Genomic DNA, 19,927 nt, shown 5'->3' with positions numbered 1-19,927 from the left:
CCCGTCCTCGGAAGGGGCGAGGGTAGGGCAGGGGCTCGGGAGGGGTCCCGGGCCTCAGGGGGTATCGGCGCGGGGCCTGTCGCCAAAGGAAGCAGGGCGGCCCCTTCGACGACAGCCCTGGTCCGGCTGTTCGTCCCGCGTGGCACGCACATACGGCTCGTCCGCCGGCACCGCGCCGCGCAGTGAGCGGATCATCGTGCCCAGCAGCGGGTTGCTGTTCTCGTGCCGGTGCAGGGCCATGACGCGGCGGAACGCCGAGCGCTGCGCCAGTCGAGTCGCCTCCACCGAGTCGCCGGGCGCGTGACCGAGCCCCGGCACGATGGCCACGCCAAGACCCGCGGACACCAGCTCCCGTACGACGTCGTAGTTGTTGCTGCGAAAGGCGACCGCGGCCTCGAAACCGGCCGCCGCGCACAGCCGGGCGAGCGAGAGCGCACCGGCCGTGCCTTCCCTGCTGGTGATCCAGCGGGCCTGCGAGAGCCCGGCCAGGCGCGAGCTCAGACCACTGCCGCGGGCCCTGAGCAGAACGAGGTCCTCGCGCACGAGCTGATGGCAGGCCAGGCCGTCCGACCACTGCCGGGGGCTCAGGCCGTACTCGTACACCAGCGCCACATCCAGATCACCGGCGTTCAGCGCGGCGACGAGCTCCTCCGGCTCGCCCTCCTCGAGCTGGACCTGCGCCCGCGGGTGGGCCGACGTCAGGGCCGACAGCGCCGGTGGCACGAGCCGGACACTGGCGGTGGGAAAACTTCCCAGCCTCAGCCGAGCCGTGGCCCCGGTGGCGAGCTGGTGCACCTGATGGCCGAGGTCGTCCATGGCCGCCAGCACCGGGACGCTGAGGTCGACCAGCCGGTGAGCCGCCGCGGTCGCCCGGACGCCGTGCGCCTCCCGCTCGAACAGCACCAGCCCCGTCTCCTTCTCCAGGGCCGAGACCTGCTGGGAGATCGCCGAGGCGGTGTACCCGAGCTCGCGGGCCGCCGTGCCGATCACCTCGCGCGGCGCGGGCACCAGCACCTCGGGCCAGGCCATCGGCTCCGGCGTGGTCATGGACTTCTCCCGCTATTTCAACCGCCTCCTCGCCCTGGACCCCGACGCGGGCACGGCCACGGTGCAGCCCGGCATCGTCCTGGACGAGCTGCAACGGACCGCCGCCGAACACGGCCTGCTCTTCGGCCCGGACCCCTCCACCCACAGCCGCTGCACCCTCGGCGGAATGATCGGCAACAACGCCTGCGGCTCACACTCCGTCGCCTGGGGGCGCACCGCGGAGAACGTACTGGAACTCGAAGTGGTCACCTATCGCGGCACCGTGCTGCGGCGTCGGTGAAGTCGCCCGGCTGGCCCGCGTCATGACATGGAAGTGGGCCGGCGTCGACCTGTTCTACGGCGGCGCGAAAGCGGGAATCGTCGCCGACCCGGCCTCCCCCGACAAGGAAGCGATCCTGCGCGCCTTCGCCCGCGCCCTGTCCAACGAGGTGCCCCGCGAATACGTCATGGGCCTCGACATGGGCCTGACGGAGAACGACGCGGCCATCATCCAGGACGAGCTCGGCGACCGCGGCGCCGCCGTCGGCACCCCGGGCCACCTCGGGGGAGTGGCCTACGACGAGCTCGGCGTCACCGGCTACGGAGTGGCCGAGGCCGCCGACGCGGCCGCCCAGCACCTCCGGCTGCCGCTCAGCGGCGCCCGGGTCGCCATCCAGGGGTTCGGAGCCGTCGGCCACGCCGCCGCCGTGCGGTTCGCCGAACTCGGCGCCACCGTCGTCGCCGTCTCCACCGCCAAGGGAGCCCTCCACGACCCCGCCGGACTGGACGTGTCAGCGCTGCGGACCGCGCGGGAAGAGCACGGCGACGACTTCGTCACCCGCCACCACCAGGGCATCGCCGTACCACCCGGCCAGGAACTCGCCGTCGACTGCGACATCCTCGTCCCGGGGCCCTGCAGGACGTCATCGACGAGACAACCGCCCATCAGATCAAGGCCAGACTGATCGTGGAAGGCGCCAATCTGCCCACCTCGCCGCGGGCACAGTCCATCCTCGCTGAACGTGGCATCTCCCTGCTGCCCGACTTCGTGGCCAACGCCGGTGGCGTCGTCGCCGCCGCCTTCGCCATGGACGCCCGCTACTCCGGATTCCGGCCCGAGACCTCCACCATCTTCGAGACGATCTCCAAGCGGCTGCGCACCAACGCCGTCACCGTTCTCGAAGAGGCCCAGCGCCGTGCCACGACTCCGCATATCGCCGGGCGAGGCCTCGCCGAGGAGCGCGTCCGCGCCGCCATGCGCAGCAAGGGCCGCATCGGTCCCTGATCCTTCTGTTACCCGCCAGGCAGGTGACGGCGGCAGGGGCGGGCAGGCTGGTTTCGATCAGGCCGTTGGATCCGCCAGGCCGAGCTGCTGGACGATCCTGGCCCCATGGACACTCGGGGATGGGAGCGGGTCCGCCGTCTGCGAGAGGCGATCTACATCCTGGTGCGTCCTGGCCTTCTGGGGAGGATGCCGGTGCCGAGTTCAGGGACGCCCTCGCCGAGGTGAACGACGCGGCCCGTCTGCCGCTGCCCAGGCATCAGCTCGACGCGTCGGGGCGGCTGACGCGGGCGGGCGGTGTGGACGAGGTTCTCGGCGCGGTGGCCCGCGACGCCGTGGATCTGCTGAGCTCGGCCCAGCCCGGCAAGACCAGGGAGTGCGCGAACCCCGACTGCACCCGTCTCTTCGTGGACGTGTCCCGCGCCGTGCGCTGCTTCGGCCGCAACGGCCTGGAGCGGACCTCGATCGCCGGCCTCTCGGCCGAGTCCGGCCTCTCGGCCGAGTCGACGATCTGGTCGCCCTCGGGCGGAGCCCGGGGCCGCCCAAGGTCACCGAGGAACCGACCGTTCTGGCCGCGGCCGAGTCCCTGGGCGTGACGCCGTCCCAGGTCGGCCTCGCCTGGCTGCTGCACCACGCCCCGAACGTGCTGCTCATCCCCGGCACCGCCGACGCCGCCCACCTCGAGGCCAACATGGCGGTCAGCGAGATCACCTTCGATGCCGCGACCCTCGCCACCCTCGATGCCATCAAGTCCCGCTCCAACGAGGTCCCCATCGGCTGACCGGACCAGCGCGACTAGGGTCGCGACCATACGCCGGACAGCTTGACGGAACGCCAGGCCGCGCCGGTAAACCCCGCTCCACCAGGCTCTGAGGACGGATCATGAAGGCCATCATCTACCGCGACAACGGCGATCCCGACGTTCTTCAGCTCGTCGACCGCGACCTGCCCGCGCCCGGCCCCGGCGAGGTTCGCGTCCGGATTGCCGTGTCCGGGATCAACCCGACCGACTGGAAGGCCCGCTCCGGCGCCTCCGGCCCCAAGCACTTCCCCGAGGTCACCCCGCACCTCGATGGCGCCGGCACGATCGACGCCGTCGGTGAGGGGGTCGACCAGAGCCGGGCCGGTCAGCGGGTCTGGCTGTTCCTGGCCGCCGCCGGGCGGCCCACCGGTACCGCCGCCGAGTTCACCGTCGTACCCGCCGAGCGGGCCGTGCCGCTGCCCGACGAGACCGGTTTCGACGTCGGCGCCTCCCTCGGCGTCCCCGCGCTCACCGCGCACCGTGCGCTCACCGTCGCCGAAGACGGGCCGCGCCGTCTGCGGCCCGGGGCGCTCGACGGCAAGGTGGTGCTCGCCGCGGGCGGGGCCGGGGCGGTCGGGCACGCGGTGATCCAGCTCGCCCGATGGGCCGGCGCCACCGTGATCAGCACGATCAGCGGCCCGGAGAAGGCCCGGCTGGCCACCGCCGCCGGGGCCCACCACGTGATCAACTATCGCGAGGGCGACCCGGCCGCCGAGATCCGCGAGATCGCCCCGGACGGCGTCGACATCGTCGCCGAGGTGGCGCTGGGCGCGAACCTCGCACTGGACCTGGCCGTGCTGCGGACCCGCGGCACGATCTCGACCTACGGCAACGACGGTGGCAAGCCGGTCGAACTGGACGTGATGCGGAACATGGTGCTGAACACACGCTTCCAGTTCGTGGTGCTCTACACGGTCGGTTCAGAGCCGCTCGCCGCGGCCGTTGAGGACGTCGCCGCCGCGGTCCGCGACGGCGCGCTGCCGGTCGGTGAGGAACACGGCCTGCCACTGGTCCGCTTTCCGCTCGACCGGACCGCCGCCGCGCACCGAGCGGTGGAGAGCGGCGCGGTCGGCAAGGTCCTGGTGGACGTCACGCCGTGACGTCCGGTCGGCCGCGGTGCGAATGTCCGGGCAGAACGCCATGGCCTGAGTTCACCATCGCTCACTGAGCCTCCGGGGTCAGAGGCTGGTGAGCAGGGCGTCGAGTGGCGCGGGTACGCGGTCGTTGTCGAGCGACTCGACGAGGACGCGGCCGTAGTGGATCTTGCGTCCCTTCTTCGTGCCGAGGAAGCGCCGCAACTGCTGCTGTGAGGTGCGGCCCTGCTGTGCGGGCTGGCGCAGGAAGGTCTGCAGGGCGCGCAGGTCGCCCTCCGCCCGGACAAGCTCCGCCACCCGTGTCACGCCCAGCGCGCGGATGAGCTCGTCCTCCAGATCCGCCGCGCAGACGAAGAACTCCTGCCGCGCCGCGCCGGCCCGCTCCAGACCGCGGGTGTAGAAGCGACGCTCCGCCTCGTCGCACAGTCCGGTGAGGCGGAGGCCCAGGCCGGGTGGCCCGAGGAGGTGGGCGAAGCGTCCCACGCTCATGGCACCGCCCATCGGCAGGACGCAGACACCTTCGGCCGCCAGGTCCCGGCCGCGGCGCGCGGCCAGCGAGCTGACCGCCGCGGCGTCGCTCGGCCCTTCGAGCAGGACGACCGCCCGGACGGGCAGCCGCGTGGCCAGCTCGCGCGCGGGGCCGCCGGGGCCACCGGCCGCCCACGCGATGACCGCTTCCCGGAACGCCCCCATGTCAGCCATGAGATGAGTCTCCGGCCCTTCCGGCCGCCACGCCAGGGAATTTCACCCACCCGGATTCAGCCCCGGTCGCAGTGCTCGGACGAGTCCCGCCAGGATGTCCTCGAGGACGGCATGGGACGTGGCGAAGTTCAGCCGCAGAAAGCCGTCGGCGTCCGGGCCGAACGGGCTGCCCCCGTCGAACAGGACATCGCCCTCCCCCAGCACTCTCTCCACGGGTGGTTCGCCGAGCCCCAGGTCGCGCTGCCAGGCGTCGCCCTCTCGCCATGCGGCCTCGGTGGCGACGACGCTGAGCGGCGATACGGCGCCGTACAGGTCGGGTGGTTGTGCGTCGCGCAGTGCGAGCAGCCGGTCCGGGCCGTAGTGGGTGACCGCGCAGCGAATGGCCGCGAGGTTGAACGCCTTGGTGCCGGAGGTGAGGGTGACGGTGCGGCCGGCGGCATCCGGGGACAGGCTCGCGAACGGTATGTGACGATGCGGCTCATAGACCAGTTCGGCGTGGATCTCGTCGCTGATGACCAGCAGATCGTGCCGACGGGCGATGGCTGCGATCTCCTCCAGCTCCGCACGGGGCAGCACGCGGCCTGTCGGGTTGTGCGGGTTGACCAGCACCAGCACCAGCGCCTTACAGCCCGACCCTGCCACCGCGGTGTCGAGAGCGGCCAGATCCATGCACCAGCCGTCGGCGGAGTCGTGCATGGGGATGGGCACGGCACGCCGGTTCATCGTCGCCAACGTGGCAAGGAACGGAGGGTAGTTGGGCGTCTGTACGGCCACCGCGTCACCCGCGCTCGTGGCGAGGTGCAGGATGAGCTGCAGGCACTGGATCAGGTCGGTCTGCTCACGTACGCGGTCCGCGGGCGCCGCCCATGCGTAGCGGTCCATCATCCGCCGTGCGAAGGCGCGCCGGAGCGGACCGCCGTCCGGCCAGTCCGGATAGCCGAGATCGCGGCGGTCGACGGCCTCCCGCAGTGCGGCGACCACCACCGGAGGGGTGGGGAAGTCCATGTCCGCCACCCATGCGGGAAGCACCCGCGGTCCCGGGCGATGCCATTTTTCTTCGAGTACGTGCAGTTGGACGCCTTGGACGCTCAGCGGACGGTCCGGCCCCTCGAACCCGGCGGGCGGCGTGTTGCGCGGGAGCGCCGTCGGCGTCACCGATTCGAGGTCGGTCGCCAGCCGCTCGAAAAGTGCGTCGGCCTTCCGCCGCAGCTCGTGCGCGCTTCCCGTGGCGGCGAACTCCGCGGCGCGGTCACGGTCGACCTCCCGCCCGGCGACGATGTGCCCGATCCAGTAGTCGGCGACCCCAACGCAGTGGTACGCGATCACGTAGCCGGAGTTGGCGCCCGGAAGCGGTGGGCGGACGTTTCCCACGTCATCGCCCAGGTCTTCCAACGCGCCGGGCATGCCGTCGAAGGCGCGGCGCAAGAAGTACAGGTATTCGTTCTGGTCCCGCAAGGTGGGGTCCTCGTCGATGGGGGAGCCGGGATGGGATCTGCGTCCGTCACCGGCTTATGCAGGCCGCATGGATCTAGCGGTACTGTCTAGAAGTAGAATTTCAGTCGATTGACATGAGCGCGGGACGCGGCCCGGCCCTACTCGAGAAGATGGACGTCACTCCATGACCACCACGCCCTCCACCACTGCCGGGACGCTGGCCGACCCCGACACCCCGTTCGCGGTGGTCGACGTACACAAGGCGCTGCGGAACATCGACCGACTCGCCGCCAAGGCCGACCGCCTCGGCGTCACCCTGCGGCCGCACGTCAAGACGGCCAAGAGCCTCGATGTCGCCGCCCTCATGCACGGCACAGCCCCGAACCCCGTCACCGTCTCCACGCTCGCCGAAGCCGAGGCGTTCGCCGACGGCGGCTACACCGACATCACCTACGCCGTCGGCATCGATCCGCACAAACTGCCCCGTGTGCTCGGCCTGTTGCGCCGCGGCGTCACCCTCCGCGTCCTGCTGGACAGCGCCGAGCAGGCCGCCTTCGTCGCGGAAGCCTCCCGCCGGGCCGGTATCGGCGTTCCCGCGCAGATCGAGATCGACTGCGATGGCCACCGCGGCGGCCTCAAGACCGACGACCCCGCACTCCTCGACATCGGTCGCACCCTGCACGACGCCGGGTGCCTGGACGGTGTGCTGACCCACGCGGGCGAGTCCTACTTCGCCTACTCAGCGGACGAGCAGCGGCTGGCGGCGAAGAACGAACGCGACACCGCCGTCGCCGCCGCCGAGCGGCTGCGCGCCGCCGGGCTGCCCGTCGCGACCGTCAGCGTCGGCTCGACGCCCACCGCGCACGCCGCCGAGGACCTCACCGGCGTCACCGAACTGCGCGCCGGCAACTACGTGTTCTTCGACCTGGTGATGGCCGGTCTCGGGGTGTGCCGGATCGACGACCTCGCGCTGTCGGTCGTCGTCACCGTCATCGGACACCGCCCCGAGTACGGCTGGATCGTCACCGACGGCGGCTGGATGGCGATGTCCCGCGACCGTGGCACGGCGGCCCAGCCCCAGGACCAGGGATACGGCCTGGTCACCGACCTGGCGGGGCGCCCGATCCCCGGCCTGGTCATGAGCGCCGCGAGCCAGGAGCACGGCACCCTCACCGCCCGCGACGGCGCCACCCTGCCCGACCTGCCCATCGGCACCCGTCTGCGCATCCTGCCGAACCACGCCTGCGCCACCGCCGCACAGCACCGTGGCTACCACGTCATCGACGGCAGCCGGACAGCGACGGACGCACCCGCCGTCCAAGCCGTCTGGAACCGCGTCAGCGGCTGGTGACCGGTCACGACCGCCCTCAGCTGCTTCAACGCGGCGTCAGTGGGCGAGCTTCTCGCCACGCAGCCGGTGCCGGTAGCGCAGCGGTGACTCTCCCACCTCCCGTTTGAACGCGGAGCTGAAAGCGCTCACGGATGTGTACCCGAGGGCGGATGCCAGCGACCCGATGGGATCGTCGCCGTCGCGCAGGGCGCGCTGCGCCGGCAGCATCCACCAGCGGTTGAGATAGGTGAGCTGCGGCATGCCCGCGACGGTGCGGAAGTGCGTGGCGAAGGACGTCCGTGACATCGCCGACGCACTCGACCACCCGGCCTGACGGCTCGACCGGCGGTGCCGTACCGCACCGCGCCCACGAAACCGAGAGAGCACATCCCATGGCTGAACCCGCTCTTGAGGACCGCTGTCGCGGGTACCTCACCTGCCTGAACGAGCGGCGCTTCAACGACCTTCCCGACTTCGTGCACGACCCCGTGGTGCACAACGACCGGACACCATCGCCGGGTTCCAGGATCTGCTGCGCCGCGACGCAACGGAGATCCCCGACCTGCACTACGCGATCGATCGGCTCCTGGTCCAGGGCGAGGAGGTGGCGTGCCGCATCCGGTTCGACTGCACCCCCGCGGCGGGCTTCCGTGGCCTACCGCCCACCGGCCGGCCGATCTCGTTCGTCGAGCACGGCTTCTACCGCTACCAGGACGGCAGGATCGCGGAGATCTGGTCGCTGATCGACATGGAAGCGATCCGCGAACAGCTCACCGGCAGCAGTCCCGACGCGTAGGCCCGGCCCCGCCGCGTTCACACTTCGGGGTCGATCTTCGAGGAGAGGAAGAACAGACCGAAGGCGATCACCAGGAACAACGCCGCCAACTCGCTGTCCCGCAGATACAGGACGACGGCCACGACGAAGGAGGCGAGCCCGAGCAGGCCGGTGATACGGCCGAGGATCCGCCGGGGGCGGGCGGACGGCCCGGAGAGGTGGTCGAGGTCCGGGTCCTTGGCGTTCTGCCAATGCGGAAAGGGCCCCGGCCGGTAGCGCCAGCCGTCCTCCCTCAGGTGCTGAACCGCCGGGTGGCTACGGGCGTGGCGCAGCGGGCGGGGCGCGAGGCGGCGCCAGGGCAGCCACGCCTGGCGGGTGGCGATCCACACCAGTGCGGGAAGGCAGGCCACCACGGCCCAGATCACCGAGTGGACCTTTCCGGCCGATGTGCTCGGCAGGATCCCGAGGAGCGTGTCCAACTGACCGCCGGCGGCGTAGGCGATCGGCGCGGCGATGGAAACCGCCAGCATGGACTGCGCGATCATGTGGCCGACATGGCACCGCTCGCACCGTGGCACACGGACGCTGATGCTCTGCCACTTGGTTCGGACGCCCAGATACCAGGTCGGGCTGGACTCGACGTCCCTGTGCAGCCCGACGATGCGATCGTGCCGGGTGGCGGTGGTTTCGCCCGCGCAGAACCAGCACTGTCGCAGTCGCGTCATGAGCGTCTCCTAAAACCGACATGCGTTCGGCGGCACATGAACCTACTCCAGGCGCCGCAGGCGGATCGTCTCGTCCAGATCGCCACTCTCCCCGTCGAGGCCCTCATCGTGTCGGCGGCCGGTGGTGGATGCCGCGGCCACGGCATCCACCACCCCTGATCAGCCGAGCTGCTTCTCGATCTTCGAGAGCTGGAGGGCGGGCCACTTCTCCACCATCGCGTCCTCGTCCGCCTCGCTCACCTGGTTGCTCCCGTCCCAGACGATGGCCTCCACGACGACCGTCTCGATGCGGATCGCCAGGACCGTGACGCCCGGCGCCTCGAAGGACACAGCCGCGTCCCCCAGATCGGACGAGTGCTCCTTGGCACCCCGGATCTTGTGGATCTCTTCGCGGTTGTCGGCCACCAGCCCGTCCCAGGCCGACTCCGCGGCGTCCTGGTCGTCGTAGGCGAGGACATCGGACTTGACCCGGAAGAACACGTTCTCCGACCGCTCGAGCACCACCATCCCCGCCCCATGCAGGTGGCGGCACGCCCAGCCGTCGCCCTCCTTGCGCCATTTCCGGCACTGCTTGTCCAGGTCGGTGCCGGCCAGCACGGATCTCCCCTCCTTGTTGCCGGCCGGCACCGACAGGGCACCGGTGAGCCCGTCGTACGGGACGAACCCGGGCAGGTCCCGCCTGGTCGGCAGTGCCGCGTCCATGTCCGCGGCGTCCAGCGTGGGGGCGGGCCACAGCAGATACGCGCCGAGCCCGGCCACCGCCAGCACCGCGGCCACCACCCCGACCAGCGCGCCGCGGCGCGTCATTCGAACCATGGCCGTCACCGTAAGGACGTGCGTCGGGACCGGTCCCCATCCCCACGCGTTAGGCGGCCGATCCCGAATCAATTCGAGTTGTTCGAGCCCGGAATCCCCGACGCGGATCGTCCGTACCACCCGCGGCCCACGGATTGACCTGCGGCGGCTGCCGCAGCTGACGCGCCCATCCGCGCGCAACGGATGGCACGGCGGAGCCGATCGTCTCCCGCACGCGCACGCGCACACCGCCATGGCCCCGGCCATGGCGGTGCCGCCGTGTACCCGTCCCCGGCAGATGCACCGCGTCGGCGCCGAGCGCGCCCGGCTCCACCAGCTCCTCCACCGCGACCGTTACGCTGCCCGCCATCGCGGCCGACGGGTCGAAGTTGCGGGCCGACTTGCTGAAGACCGCATAGGCAATGCCAAGTATTCGCCCGGGGCCGTGGTCCCCGACATCCCGCAGATGAGTGATATCGGTCGAGATCCCCCAGGCCACGCCGCCGGCGCCGGTCGCACGAACACGGTATTTCCACGCCGATGCCCGTCATAGCACGCAGACTCCGTTGACGGAGATCACCGAGTGCCGAAGCTTTCTTCCATAAACAGAGCAGCGGCGGGACCGAGGACCCTGCGCGGCCTGACCGCGCGGGACGACAGCCAGCGGATCATCCGGGCGGTCCGCGCCCATGTGGACGGCCTGCTCCACAGCGACCCCCGTGGACTGGAGTCCGCGATCAGCGCCTACCGGAGCGGCGGCAGACCGCCGGTCCTGGCCGCGGCCTGCGAGGACCTCGGCGAACTCCTGGCCACGTCGGCCGATACGGCCCCGGCGATCCCGTACCTCGAAGAAGCGGGTGAGCCGGCGTCGGCCTCAGGAGCCCTGCGCGAGGCACGAGCGGATCAGACGGCGCCTTCGGCAGCTCGGCGTGCGCACCGGCTCCCCACGGCATCACACCACCGGCCCCCCCCCGGGGCTGGGGGAACCTGACCGAATCCGAGCGGAAACTGGTCCCGCTCGTGGTGGACGGTCTCACCAACCGGGCCATCGCCGACCGGCTCTACGTGTCCATTCACACCGTCAACACCCACATGAAGCACATCTTCACCAAGCTCGGCATCAACACGCGCGTCGAACTGACCCGGCTGGCACTCGAACGGGGCGGTATCACCGACGGGGCCGACCGAACACTCACTCCGCCGCGGCACGGCGCAGCAGCGGGGTGAGGCGGTGCGGCACCAGCTCGCGCATGGCCAGGGCCGTCGCCGTGCGTTCGATGCCGGGAACGGCGAGGATCTGTCCCGCGATCCGGTACAGATCCTCCGCGTCCGCGGCGACCACCCGTACGAGCAGATCCGTCTCGCCGCTGAGGCCGAAGACCTCCACGACCTCGGCGATGCCCGCCAGTGCCTCGGACACCTCGGCCAGCCGGCGCTGATCGACCCGCGCGGTGACGAACGCGGTGAGCGGATGGCCCAGCGCGTTCGGGGTGATCCGGCGTTCGAAGGAACCCAGCGCGCCGCCCTGTTCCATTCTGGCCACCCGCGCCTGGACGGTGTTGCGGGACAACCCCAGCTGCTCGGCCAGGGCCACGACGGTGGCCCGTGGCTGGGCGGCGAGGGCGAGCAGGATCCGCGCGTCGGTGGCGTCCACGCCTCGCTCACTGTTCATAGTGCTCAATCGACGTCCCTCATTCGACCCGGTGCATGAGCAGAATGCTCAACGAAAGAGAAGCATCTTGTGCAGCTGAGGAGCTATCTGTCTACTGGCGGAGCACAAAATCAGTTTTCCACGGCGTGGTGCGGATAGCGGAGGCGGTCGGTGATGGTCCTGGACCCGGAGCTGAGAGCGATCGGCGGCAACGGCTCGGGCCGTGCCCGGGAGGAGGAGCTCGCCGTGCTGGAGGCGGTCGGGCAGCGGGTGCTGTGGCTGTCCACCGCGATCATCGACCATGCCAACCGGGGGCGGCCGAACCCCTCGGGGCTGAAGGTCGGCGGTCACCAGGCGTCCAGCGCCTCGATGTCCTCGATCATGACGGCGCTGTGGTTCCACGCGCTGACCGCTGAGGACCGGGTGTCGGTCAAACCCCATGCCTCACCCGTGCTGCACGCCATCAACTACCTGCTGGGCGGGCTGGACGAGTCCTACCTGACCACCCTGCGCGCCTTCGGCGGCCTCCAGAGCTACCCCAGCCGGGCCAAGGACCCCGACCCGGTCGACTACTCCACGGGCTCGGTCGGCATCGGCGCCACCGCCCCCTTGTGGGGCGCCCTCGCCCGGCGCTATGTGGAGGGCCACTTCGGCGGGGCCGGGAGGGGACGGCAGTACTCCCTGCTGGGCGACGCGGAGCTGGACGAGGGCGCGATCTGGGAGGCGATCCAGGACCCGATGGTGCCCAGCCTGGGCGAGGCGGTGTGGGTCGTCGACCTGAACCGGCAGTCCCTGGACCGGGTCGTCCCCGGCATCGCCGCGGACCGGCTGCAGGGCATGTTCGCCGCCGCCGGCTGGCAGGTCATCACCCTCAAGTACGGGCACGCGCTGCGGGAGTTGTTCGCGCGGCCGGGCGGCGAGGCCCTGCACGCCCGTATCGACGCCATGGACAACCCCGAGTACCAGCGCCTGCTGCGCTGCTCCGCCGACGAGTTGCGCGAGCGCCTGCCCGGCACCGGCTCCACCGCCGGACCGATCGCGGACCTGATCGCCCCGCTGGACGACGCCTCCCTGCTGGCGGCGCTGCGCAACCTGGGAGGGCACGACATCGGCGCGCTGATGGACGCGTTCGACAGCGTCGACGACACTCGTCCGACCGTCATCTTCGCGTACACGGTGAAGGGCTACGGGCTGCCCACCGAGGGCCACCCGCAGAACCACTCCTCCCTGCTGACCGCCGACCAGATGAGGACCCTGGCCGACCGCCTGGGAACGGACCCCGGCCGGCCGTGGGCTGCCTTCGCCGGCGGATCGCCGGAAGCGGCCCGGTGCGCCGCGGTCGCCAGGCGGCTGCGCCGCCCCGGACACGCCTCACGGCAGGCCCCCGCGGTCCCCGCCGACCTCGCCCGCCCGGCACCGACCGGCTCCGGCAACACCCAGCAGGCCCTCGGACGCGTCCTGCTGGACCTCACCCGGCGGGCGCCGGAGGCGGCCGCCCGGATCGTCACCGTCAGCCCGGACGTCAGCTCCACCACCAACCTCGGCGGCTGGCTCAACAAGGTCGGTGTGTGGTCCCCGGCCGAGCGCCCCAACTGGTTCGCCGATGACGCCGAGACGATCCTGCACTGGCGGGAGCGGCCCACGGGCCAGCATGTGGAGCTGGGCATCGCGGAGACCAACCTGGTCGGCCTGCTCGGCGAGCTGGGTGCCACCTGGAGCCGCTGGGGTCAGCCGCTGCTGCCCATCGGCGTCGTCTACGACCCCTTTGTCAACCGGGCCCTGGAGCCGTGGTCGTTCGGCATCTACGCGGGCGGCCAGTCGATCCTGGTCGGCACGCCGTCCGGCGTCACACTCGCCCCGGAGGGCGGCGCCCACCAGTCGATCACCACGCCCTCGCTGGGCATCGAACAGCCCGGATGTGTCACCTACGAACCCGCGTTCGCGATCGACACCGAATGGTGTCTGCTCGACGCACTCGGCAACCTCGGTCGGCCGGACGGGAGTTCGGCCTATCTGCGGCTGTCCACCCGGCCCGTCGACCAGTCCGCGGCCGACGTGCCCGGCGACCCGGCAGCCCGCGAGCGCCGCCGCCGGCAGGTGACCGCGGGAGCGTACCGGCTGCGCCGGCACGAGAAGCCCGTGGTGACCCTCGCCGCGATGGGCGCCCTGATCCCCGAAGCCCTGGCCGCCGCCGACCGGCTGGCCGCCCTCGGCCATGGCGCCGACGTTGTCTGTGTGACCAGCCCGGACCTGCTCTTCCGCGCGCTTCAGGCCCGCCGCGGCCTGTCGCAGGACCCGAGCTGGATCCTCGACCAGGTCTTCCCCGCCGACCGGGCCACACCGCTCGTCACCGTGCTGGACGGCCATCCGCACACGCTGGCCTTCCTGAGCACGATCCAGAACACGCCCGTCACCACCCTCGGTGTGACGCGGTTCGGCCAGAGCGGTTCGATCGAGGACGTCTACCGCTACCACGGCATCGACACGGACAGCATCGTCACCGCCGCGCTGGACCTCGTCGACTGAGGCGGAGGTCAGTCCGCCCGGGCCTCGGCGGTGCCGAGGCCCGTGGACTGCCGGTCCGCGCGGACAACCGGGTGGCCGAGCGCGGGCATGTGGTGGGGGAACCCGATCCGGAGGAGGGCGGCCGCTACGGCGGACGCCAGGACGACGGCGGACGCGAGGATCAGGGCCTGGTGGTACCCGTGGCGCAGTAGCGGGGTGGCGACCAGCGGGCCGAGGATCTGGCCCACCGAGTATCCGGCCGTCAGCAGCGCGACCGCGCGGGGGAAGCGCAGATGCGTGCCGGTCGCGAGCGCGAGGGTGCTGACGCCGATGAACGTGGCGCCGAAGAGCACCGCGGAGATCAGCGCGGCGGCGATGCCACCGATCAGCGCGGGCAGGGCGATGCCGACGGCCTGGACGCCCAGCGCGGCCAGCAGGAGGCTGGGGCGGGACCGGCGCCGGCCCAGCCCCGCCCACAGTGCGGAGGACGGAATGGCCGCGAGGCCCACCAGCACCCAGGCACCGCTGCCGATCCAGCCGGGGGAACTCTGGTCGATCGCGGCCACCAGGAAGGTGCCGGCGATGATGTAGCCGACGCCCTCCAGCGTGTACGAGACGAAGAGCGCGGTGAACCAGCGATGGGTGCGCGGGCCGCTCGCCCGCCGTTCCGCTCCGGGCCCGGGGGCGGCGGGCGCCGATGGGGGTGCGGGTTCCGGCCGCAGGAACCATGCGGGGAGGGCGAGCAGCGCGCTCAGCCCGGCGGAGGCCCACCACGCGGCCTGCCAGTCGGCGATGGTGCGCAGGGCGAGGACGAGCGATCCGGACAGGGCGATACCGGCCCCGACTCCGCCGAAGGCCCACCCGGGCAGGTGGGCGGGATGGTCGCGCAGATGGCTGAGCAGCGAGCTGACGGCGATGACGAAGATCACCGCACTGACCACGCCCGCGCACAGCCGGAGCAGCAGCCATACAGCGGTGGCGTGGGTCAGTGGCATCGCGGCCAGGGACACCGCCAGCGCCACCAGACAGCTCCGCAGCACGGCGGGGGAGCGCATCAGACGCGGCAGAAAGGTCCCGGCGAGCGCGCCGATCAGATAGCCGACGTAGTTGGCGGTGGCGAGATTCGCACCCGTCGCGGCGGACAGCCCGGCCTGAGCGTGCATCAGGGGAAGAATCGGGGTGTAGACGAAACGGCCGACACCCATGCCCGCCCCCAGCGCGGCGGCTGCCTGCGCGACATGGGCCCAGGGTGAGTGGCGGACGCCCCGGGAGCCCGTGACGTGGGGGCGCGGAGGTGCTGCGGTCACGATGCGGTCCTTGACGGTCTGACGGTACGGAAGCCTGGTGGCGCCATGCACGCCACCGCGCGGCCGCGGTGGCGTGCTGTCCGCGGTGCCCTTACGTGGTGTTGCCGGTGGTGCCCGGGTCGTTGGGGTGAGCTTGCAGAGGGATGACCAGCAGGGTCATCCACGGGCGCAGCGGCAGAGTGCCGAGCACCTTCTCGTGCAGCTCGGTCTCGTCCGCGGCGCGCCACACGCCGACGCTGCGCAGCTCGCCCACCGGCCGCCACAGCCGGACCAGATGGCCGCTGGTGGCCAGCTCCTTGGCCCGGACGGCCTCGGCGGCACGACGCCCGTCCACCTCGGACGGGTCGGTGCCCTCGGGCACCGTGGTGGTGAGCTCCACCAGGAATTCCTTCATCACCATTTCCTCTCGTGAACTCCACGGGGCGCGCCACCGGGAATCCCAGGGCCTCAGACTGCGCCCGCCACCAGGGCGGATGCCAGGACCTGCTTCCTCCCTCCTGGGAGGCTCAGCCTCTTAGGACCGTCGGTGGTGGACCGTCGCCGACGTCAGTGGTCGGTGGCGATCCGGGAGACGTGGTACTGGCGGATCCGCCACCTGCCGCCCTCACGCTGGAGGACCAGCGACAGATGCACCGGGGCCTCCCAGCCCGTCGGATCCCGGAAGGTGACGTCGGCGAAGCCACCGGCCACGCGCTCGCCGATCCGGTAGCCGCGGACGTCCCCGAGGTGGGCGCGGCGGTAGTCCGGAACTGCCTCGTAGTAGTCGCGCACCGCGTCCCGGCCGGAGACCGTCTCCGGGCCGAACCCCTGGAAGAGGGCGTCGGGCGTGAAAAGGTCGGCCATGGCGTCCGTCTGGTGGCCGTCGAAAGCGGCCTGCCAGCGCCTCAGCACCTCGTGCATCGGGTCATTCATCGCGTCAGTACTCATAGCGTCGGCTCCAATGGGGGGAGAAGAGCGGGGAGGGGCTAGCCGACCGGTCTAGTAAAAAGTAGTCGATCGGTCGTATGCTGCCGATATGGGACGGTCCAGTGATGCCAGGGAAAAGATCCTCAGCGCGGCGCGGTCGCTCATCGAGCTGCGCGGCTACTCGGCCCTGGGAGTGGCCGAGATCTGCAAGACGGCCGGGGTGCCCAAGGGCAGTTTCTACTACTTCTTCGAGTCCAAGGAAGCCCTGGCGCTGGCCGTGATCGACGAGCACTGGACCGCCCAGCGGCGGGACTGGACCCGCGTCCTGAACAGCGACGCGCGGCCGTTGGAACGACTGCGGCAGCTGTTCGAGGAGACGGAGGCCGCCCAACGGGTCGGCCAGCAGAGCTGCGGGACCGTTTCAGGCTGCATGTTCGGGAATCTCACCCTGGAGATGAGCAATCGGACCGAAGTCGTCCGCAAGCGCCTGCAGGAGATCTTCGAGAGCCAGGTCGAGATGGTCGACTCGGTCATCACCGAGGCCGTCAAGCATGACGAGGTCACCGTCACCGACACCCGTGAAGCCGCCCGGTCCGTGGTCGCGCAGCTCGAGGGCCAGGTCTTGTTCGCCAAGCTCTACAACAACACGTCCCGGCTCGGCGCGGTGTGGCCCAACTGCCTGGCGCTGCTGGGAGCTCGCACACCGCAGGCACCGGTCAACGCCTGAGGTGGCGGTACCGGCGCCCGGGCTTGCAACAGGCGGTCAGTGGCCGGCGCTCTGGCCGCCGTCGACGTGGAGGATCTCGCCGGTGACGAAGGGCGCGTTCTCCAGGTAGGTGACCGCGTCGACGATGTCGCTGATCTCGCCCATCCGGCCGACCGGGTGGAGGCCTGCGAGCGTGTCGTGGTACTCCGCCGGGTGCATCGGCGTCTTGATGATGCCGAGCGATACGGCGTTGCTGCGTATGCCCCGGGTGGCGTATTCGATGGCCAGGGACTTGGTGGCCGACTGCAGTCCGCCCTTGGTCAGGGAGGCCAGCACGGAGGCGACCGCGGAATTGGCGTGGTCGACCAGGCTGGTCGTGATCTGGACCAGGTGCCCGCCGCCCTGGCGCAGCATCTGCTCGGTGGCGAGCTGGGTGATGCGGAAGAAGCCGCTGAGGTTGACGCCGGTGACCGCGTCGTAGTCCGCCTGGGTGTACTCGGTGAACGGCTTGGCGATGAAGATCCCGGCGTTGTTGACCAGGGTGTCGATGCGGCCGAAGCGCTCGATGGCGGCGCCGGCCACGCGCTCGGCGGTGGCGGCGTCGGCGATGTCGCCCTGGACGGTGAGGACCTCGGGGTCTGATGACGGGGCGATCCCGCGCGAGGTGGCGACAACGGCGTAGCCGAGCTTGCGGTACGCCTGGACCAGGCCCGCGCCGATGCCCTGGGACGCGCCGGTGATGATGGCGACCTTCTGGCCGGGAGTGCTCATGGTGACTGTCTCCAAGGGGAGTTGGTTGTCCGGGCCGGCGCTGATCACCGGCCCCTCAAACAACATAGACGACCGGTCGACAACCATCCAGTACGGCGCGAGCGCCCCGCCGCCACCCTCACCGCTGTGACCTGCGGTAGGAGGAAGCGCCTACCAGCTGGGAGGAAGCCGGTCACAGGGGCGCCCCGCCGGAGCCCGTCACCCGAGGCACCGGAGCCAAGGAAGACATCGCAGGTAGCATGGCGAGCGTGGAGCTGCGCCAGTTGCGGTATTTCGTCGCTGTGGCCGAGGAGCTGAACTTCGGCCGGGCCGCCGAGCGGCTCCTTATCGCCGGTCCCTCCCTGTCCCAGCAGATCAAGTCGCTGGAACGGGACCTCGGTGTCCGGCTCTTCGACCGCGACCGCCGTTCGGTGGCCCTCACTCCGGCCGGAGCGGCCCTGCTCCCGCACACCCGGGACCTGCTCGACCGTGCCGACGATCTCCGCAACCGCGCCACGAGGATCACGGGCTCGGAACCGGTCCGGCTCGGATATGTGAATTGGCTGCCCGCGGACCTGACCGCCCGCGCCTCATCCGTGGCGCGCCTGCACATCGACGCATGGGTGGCGCCCTCCCATGCCCAGGCCGCCCGCGTCGCGGACGGCAGTCTCGACCTCGCGGTGTGCTGGATTCGTACGGACGACCTGGAGAAGCGCGGACTCAGCGCCCGGCTGATCGGCGCGGACCGGCTCTACGCCGTCTCGGCCGGGCAGGACACCGGCGCGGTCCGCGCCCAGGACACCGTCGTGCTGCTGGACGACGACGCCACCACATGGCTGTCCTGGAACGACTATGCGGAGCGGTTGGCCGCCGACACCGGCGCCACCGCCGTGCGCATCACGGACGGCGGTATCACCGGTCCCGTGTTCTTCGACCAGGTGCGCCGGCGCGGGCGGCCCATCCTCAACTCGCCCAAGGGCCAGACCACTCCACTCCCACCCGACCTGGTCGCACGTCCCGTGGTCGAGCCGAAGATCTATTGGACCTGGTCCCTCGTCTGGCGCCGGGAAGAACTCCGCCCGGCCGTACTGAGCGCCGTGGACGCCCTGACGGAAGGCGTCGGCGACTTCGGCTTCCCCGCGCCGGACGCGTGGCTTCCTGACGGGGATCCGTACAAGCGGTAGTTCTCGCCTCGTCGGATCCCGTGGGGCATGCCGTGGTCAGGCGGTGGTTGCGAGCATGTCGAGCGAGATCTGCCACAGGCGGGCCGCGTGGCGAGTGTCCAGTGCGTGGGTGGCCACTCCGCGCCGGACACCGGGCTGATGGGGTCCGGCCTCGTTGCAGTCCTCGAAGTACCGGCCGGTCACGCCCTCGGCCAGCGGGGAGGCGGCGAGCAGCACGGAGGTCGCGGCCCCCTGCTCGATGTTCTTCCAGGACACGTCGGTGCTGGTGGGGTCGAACGAGGCGGGGCTGTGGGAGATGTCCCCGATGTGGCGGCCGAGCCGGGTGCTCGTGATGCGGCCGGGGTTGAGGGCGTTGACGGCGATCAGATCGGATGCCCAGCGGCGGCTCGCCTCGACGGCGAACAGGACGTTGGCGGTCTTGGACTGGCTGTAGGCCGCCCATGGGTCGTAGGGGTGCCGCTCGAAGTTGATGTCGTCGAAGAGCACATCGCCGTTGACATGGCCGACCGAGCTGACCGCGATCACACGTGCGCCACGGGCTGCCGCCAGGGCGCCGTGCAGACCAGTGGCGAGGGCGAAGTGGCCGAGGTGGTTGGTGGCGAACTGCATCTCCCAGCCCTCCTTGGTCCGCTGAAGTGGCGAGGCCATCACGCCGGCGTTGAGGATCAGGATGTGCAGCGGCCCGCGCCAGGCATCGACAAAGGCGCGCACCGAGCTCTGATCGGCGAGGTCGAGCATGGTGGCGTGCACTGTTCCCGGGCCGCTTGCCGGGGCGATGTCCCCGGCGGCCCGCGCGCCCGCGGCCAGGTCGCGGACGCCGATGGTGACCTCGGCGCCGGCGGCGGCCAGGACGCGTGCGGTTTCGCGCCCGATGCCGGAGGCCGCTCCGGTGACGAGGGCGCGTTTGCCGGTGAGGTCGACGCCGTCCAGAACCTCGGCGGCGGTCGTCCGGG

The 19,927-nt window shown here is 71.1% G+C and carries 22 protein-coding genes and 3 pseudogenes; 12 read left to right on the top strand and 13 right to left on the bottom strand.

The features are described 5' to 3' along the window. Positions 1–54: 54 nt before the first annotated feature. Positions 55–1,047 carry a LysR family transcriptional regulator gene (locus GWI24_RS02945; protein WP_247615792.1) on the bottom strand — a complete coding sequence of 331 codons (993 nt, stop codon included), beginning with the start codon at positions 1,045–1,047 and terminating at the stop codon, positions 55–57. Here GWI24_RS02945 and GWI24_RS02940 point away from each other — a divergent pair. The 6 genes and pseudogenes from GWI24_RS02940 to GWI24_RS02920 form a co-directional block, all read left to right on the top strand. Beyond that, positions 971–1,318, top strand: a pseudogene (locus GWI24_RS02940) (FAD-binding oxidoreductase); the annotation flags it as partial. The gene GWI24_RS02945 and the pseudogene GWI24_RS02940 sit on opposite strands and share 77 nt — an antisense overlap. Then, positions 1,305–2,311, top strand: a pseudogene (locus GWI24_RS02935) (Glu/Leu/Phe/Val dehydrogenase); the annotation flags it as partial. The pseudogenes GWI24_RS02940 and GWI24_RS02935, both read left to right, overlap by 14 nt. 69 nt (positions 2,312–2,380) lie before the next feature. Then, positions 2,381–2,536: a hypothetical protein gene (locus tag GWI24_RS46745; RefSeq protein WP_374103263.1), complete on the top strand. Its 156-nt coding sequence runs from the start codon at positions 2,381–2,383 to the stop codon at positions 2,534–2,536. Further along, positions 2,533–2,904 carry a hypothetical protein gene (locus GWI24_RS02930; protein ID WP_210944348.1) on the top strand — a complete coding sequence of 124 codons (372 nt, stop codon included), beginning with the start codon at positions 2,533–2,535 and terminating at the stop codon, positions 2,902–2,904. Before GWI24_RS46745 ends, GWI24_RS02930 begins: the two co-directional genes overlap by 4 nt. Beyond that, a pseudogene (locus tag GWI24_RS02925) lies at positions 2,832–3,089 on the top strand (aldo/keto reductase); the annotation flags it as partial. The gene GWI24_RS02930 and the pseudogene GWI24_RS02925, both read left to right, overlap by 73 nt. Before the next feature lie 101 nt (positions 3,090–3,190). Continuing rightward, positions 3,191–4,210 (top strand): NADPH:quinone reductase, encoded by a 1,020-nt coding sequence (locus GWI24_RS02920; RefSeq protein ID WP_210944314.1) that lies wholly within the window; start codon positions 3,191–3,193, stop codon positions 4,208–4,210. A 78-nt stretch (positions 4,211–4,288) separates the two neighbouring features. Here the strand turns inward: GWI24_RS02920 and GWI24_RS02915 are convergent, their stop codons facing one another. Both GWI24_RS02915 and GWI24_RS02910 read right to left on the bottom strand, forming a co-directional pair. After that, positions 4,289–4,906, bottom strand: a complete 618-nt coding sequence (locus tag GWI24_RS02915; RefSeq protein WP_210944313.1) for a TOPRIM nucleotidyl transferase/hydrolase domain-containing protein — start codon at positions 4,904–4,906, stop codon at positions 4,289–4,291. Positions 4,907–4,948: 42 nt separating this feature from the next. Continuing rightward, positions 4,949–6,361 (bottom strand): MalY/PatB family protein, encoded by a 1,413-nt coding sequence (locus tag GWI24_RS02910; RefSeq protein WP_247615791.1) that lies wholly within the window; start codon positions 6,359–6,361, stop codon positions 4,949–4,951. A 163-nt stretch (positions 6,362–6,524) separates the two neighbouring features. On the opposite strand from GWI24_RS02910, the gene GWI24_RS02900 reads away from it, so the two are divergent. Further along, positions 6,525–7,691 (top strand): DSD1 family PLP-dependent enzyme, encoded by a 1,167-nt coding sequence (locus GWI24_RS02900; protein ID WP_210944312.1) that lies wholly within the window; start codon positions 6,525–6,527, stop codon positions 7,689–7,691. Positions 7,692–7,727: 36 nt separating this feature from the next. Here GWI24_RS02900 and GWI24_RS02895 read toward each other — a convergent pair whose 3' ends face one another. Then, complete coding sequence (locus GWI24_RS02895; RefSeq protein WP_308343388.1) at positions 7,728–8,057, bottom strand: AraC family transcriptional regulator; 330 nt, start codon at positions 8,055–8,057, stop codon at positions 7,728–7,730. A 31-nt stretch (positions 8,058–8,088) separates the two neighbouring features. Between GWI24_RS02895 and GWI24_RS02890 the strand changes: the two genes are divergently transcribed. Beyond that, positions 8,089–8,466, top strand: coding sequence for an ester cyclase (locus GWI24_RS02890; RefSeq protein WP_210944344.1), 378 nt, complete (start codon positions 8,089–8,091; stop codon positions 8,464–8,466). Between the two features lie 17 nt (positions 8,467–8,483). Here the strand turns inward: GWI24_RS02890 and GWI24_RS02885 are convergent, their stop codons facing one another. The 3 genes from GWI24_RS02885 to GWI24_RS46740 form a co-directional block, all read right to left on the bottom strand. Beyond that, complete coding sequence (locus GWI24_RS02885) at positions 8,484–9,170, bottom strand: hypothetical protein (RefSeq protein WP_210944310.1); 687 nt, start codon at positions 9,168–9,170, stop codon at positions 8,484–8,486. A gap of 159 nt (positions 9,171–9,329) precedes the next feature. Continuing rightward, positions 9,330–9,986, bottom strand: a complete 657-nt coding sequence (locus tag GWI24_RS02880) for a hypothetical protein (protein ID WP_210944309.1) — start codon at positions 9,984–9,986, stop codon at positions 9,330–9,332. Between the two features lie 49 nt (positions 9,987–10,035). Then, on the bottom strand, positions 10,036–10,464 hold the full coding sequence (locus tag GWI24_RS46740; RefSeq protein WP_374103262.1) for a hypothetical protein: 429 nt from the start codon (positions 10,462–10,464) through the stop codon (positions 10,036–10,038). Between the two features lie 452 nt (positions 10,465–10,916). Here GWI24_RS46740 and GWI24_RS02870 point away from each other — a divergent pair, with 452 nt between their 5' ends. Then, the gene (locus tag GWI24_RS02870; protein ID WP_210944343.1) at positions 10,917–11,192 is read left to right on the top strand and encodes a response regulator transcription factor; all 276 of its coding nucleotides are present in this window, start codon (positions 10,917–10,919) and stop codon (positions 11,190–11,192) included. Here GWI24_RS02870 and GWI24_RS02865 read toward each other — a convergent pair. Beyond that, positions 11,158–11,637 (bottom strand): Lrp/AsnC family transcriptional regulator, encoded by a 480-nt coding sequence (locus tag GWI24_RS02865; protein WP_210944308.1) that lies wholly within the window; start codon positions 11,635–11,637, stop codon positions 11,158–11,160. The genes GWI24_RS02870 and GWI24_RS02865 overlap by 35 nt on opposite strands. Positions 11,638–11,790: 153 nt before the next feature. On the opposite strand from GWI24_RS02865, the gene GWI24_RS02860 reads away from it, so the two are divergent. Further along, the gene (locus tag GWI24_RS02860) at positions 11,791–14,142 is read left to right on the top strand and encodes a pyruvate dehydrogenase (RefSeq protein ID WP_210944342.1); all 2,352 of its coding nucleotides are present in this window, start codon (positions 11,791–11,793) and stop codon (positions 14,140–14,142) included. Positions 14,143–14,150: 8 nt separating this feature from the next. On the opposite strand, the gene GWI24_RS02855 is transcribed toward GWI24_RS02860, so the two are convergent. From GWI24_RS02855 to GWI24_RS02845, 3 genes are all read right to left on the bottom strand, one after another. After that, positions 14,151–15,326 carry a YbfB/YjiJ family MFS transporter gene (locus GWI24_RS02855; RefSeq protein ID WP_210944341.1) on the bottom strand — a complete coding sequence of 392 codons (1,176 nt, stop codon included), beginning with the start codon at positions 15,324–15,326 and terminating at the stop codon, positions 14,151–14,153. 193 nt (positions 15,327–15,519) lie between these two features. Further along, the gene (locus GWI24_RS02850) at positions 15,520–15,822 is read right to left on the bottom strand and encodes a muconolactone Delta-isomerase family protein (RefSeq protein WP_210944307.1); all 303 of its coding nucleotides are present in this window, start codon (positions 15,820–15,822) and stop codon (positions 15,520–15,522) included. A 152-nt stretch (positions 15,823–15,974) separates the two neighbouring features. Then, positions 15,975–16,355: an SgcJ/EcaC family oxidoreductase gene (locus GWI24_RS02845; RefSeq protein WP_210944306.1), complete on the bottom strand. Its 381-nt coding sequence runs from the start codon at positions 16,353–16,355 to the stop codon at positions 15,975–15,977. Between the two features lie 88 nt (positions 16,356–16,443). Between GWI24_RS02845 and GWI24_RS02840 the strand changes: the two genes are divergently transcribed. After that, the gene (locus tag GWI24_RS02840; protein ID WP_210944305.1) at positions 16,444–17,061 is read left to right on the top strand and encodes a TetR/AcrR family transcriptional regulator; all 618 of its coding nucleotides are present in this window, start codon (positions 16,444–16,446) and stop codon (positions 17,059–17,061) included. A 36-nt stretch (positions 17,062–17,097) separates the two neighbouring features. Here the strand turns inward: GWI24_RS02840 and GWI24_RS02835 are convergent, their stop codons facing one another. Continuing rightward, positions 17,098–17,811 carry an SDR family NAD(P)-dependent oxidoreductase gene (locus GWI24_RS02835; RefSeq protein ID WP_210944304.1) on the bottom strand — a complete coding sequence of 238 codons (714 nt, stop codon included), beginning with the start codon at positions 17,809–17,811 and terminating at the stop codon, positions 17,098–17,100. 239 nt (positions 17,812–18,050) lie between these two features. On the opposite strand from GWI24_RS02835, the gene GWI24_RS02830 reads away from it, so the two are divergent. Further along, positions 18,051–18,974: a LysR family transcriptional regulator gene (locus GWI24_RS02830; RefSeq protein ID WP_210944303.1), complete on the top strand. Its 924-nt coding sequence runs from the start codon at positions 18,051–18,053 to the stop codon at positions 18,972–18,974. A gap of 36 nt (positions 18,975–19,010) precedes the next feature. On the opposite strand, the gene GWI24_RS02825 is transcribed toward GWI24_RS02830, so the two are convergent. Further along, positions 19,011–19,927 (bottom strand): SDR family NAD(P)-dependent oxidoreductase (locus tag GWI24_RS02825; RefSeq protein WP_210944302.1); only part of this gene is annotated, 917 nt, incomplete at its 5' end.

It is taken from the genome of Streptomyces sp. MK37H (assembly GCF_018035285.1).
Taxonomy (GTDB): domain Bacteria; phylum Actinomycetota; class Actinomycetes; order Streptomycetales; family Streptomycetaceae; genus Streptomyces; species Streptomyces endocoffeicus.
Note: the sequence above shows the minus strand (reverse complement) of the source record. Positions and strands in the feature narration are given on the sequence as shown.

Bases quoted from the DNA above. Each gene is read 5' to 3' on its own strand.
- GWI24_RS02860 (WP_210944342.1), top strand. From the start codon at position 11,791: ATGGTCCTGGACCCGGAGCTGAGAGCGATCGGCGGCAACGGCTCGGGC.
- GWI24_RS02850 (WP_210944307.1), bottom strand. From the start codon at position 15,822: ATGAAGGAATTCCTGGTGGAGCTCACCACCACGGTGCCCGAGGGCACC.
- GWI24_RS02885 (WP_210944310.1), bottom strand. From the start codon at position 9,170: ATGACGCGACTGCGACAGTGCTGGTTCTGCGCGGGCGAAACCACCGCC.
- GWI24_RS02880 (WP_210944309.1), bottom strand. From the start codon at position 9,986: ATGGTTCGAATGACGCGCCGCGGCGCGCTGGTCGGGGTGGTGGCCGCG.
- GWI24_RS02835 (WP_210944304.1), bottom strand. From the start codon at position 17,811: ATGAGCACTCCCGGCCAGAAGGTCGCCATCATCACCGGCGCGTCCCAG.
- GWI24_RS02900 (WP_210944312.1), top strand. From the start codon at position 6,525: ATGACCACCACGCCCTCCACCACTGCCGGGACGCTGGCCGACCCCGAC.
- GWI24_RS02865 (WP_210944308.1), bottom strand. From the start codon at position 11,637: ATGAACAGTGAGCGAGGCGTGGACGCCACCGACGCGCGGATCCTGCTC.
- GWI24_RS02855 (WP_210944341.1), bottom strand. From the start codon at position 15,326: ATGGGTGTCGGCCGTTTCGTCTACACCCCGATTCTTCCCCTGATGCAC.
- GWI24_RS02840 (WP_210944305.1), top strand. From the start codon at position 16,444: ATGGGACGGTCCAGTGATGCCAGGGAAAAGATCCTCAGCGCGGCGCGG.
- GWI24_RS02830 (WP_210944303.1), top strand. From the start codon at position 18,051: ATGGCGAGCGTGGAGCTGCGCCAGTTGCGGTATTTCGTCGCTGTGGCC.
- GWI24_RS02845 (WP_210944306.1), bottom strand. From the start codon at position 16,355: ATGAGTACTGACGCGATGAATGACCCGATGCACGAGGTGCTGAGGCGC.
- GWI24_RS02945 (WP_247615792.1), bottom strand. From the start codon at position 1,047: ATGACCACGCCGGAGCCGATGGCCTGGCCCGAGGTGCTGGTGCCCGCG.
- GWI24_RS02915 (WP_210944313.1), bottom strand. From the start codon at position 4,906: ATGGCTGACATGGGGGCGTTCCGGGAAGCGGTCATCGCGTGGGCGGCC.
- GWI24_RS02920 (WP_210944314.1), top strand. From the start codon at position 3,191: ATGAAGGCCATCATCTACCGCGACAACGGCGATCCCGACGTTCTTCAG.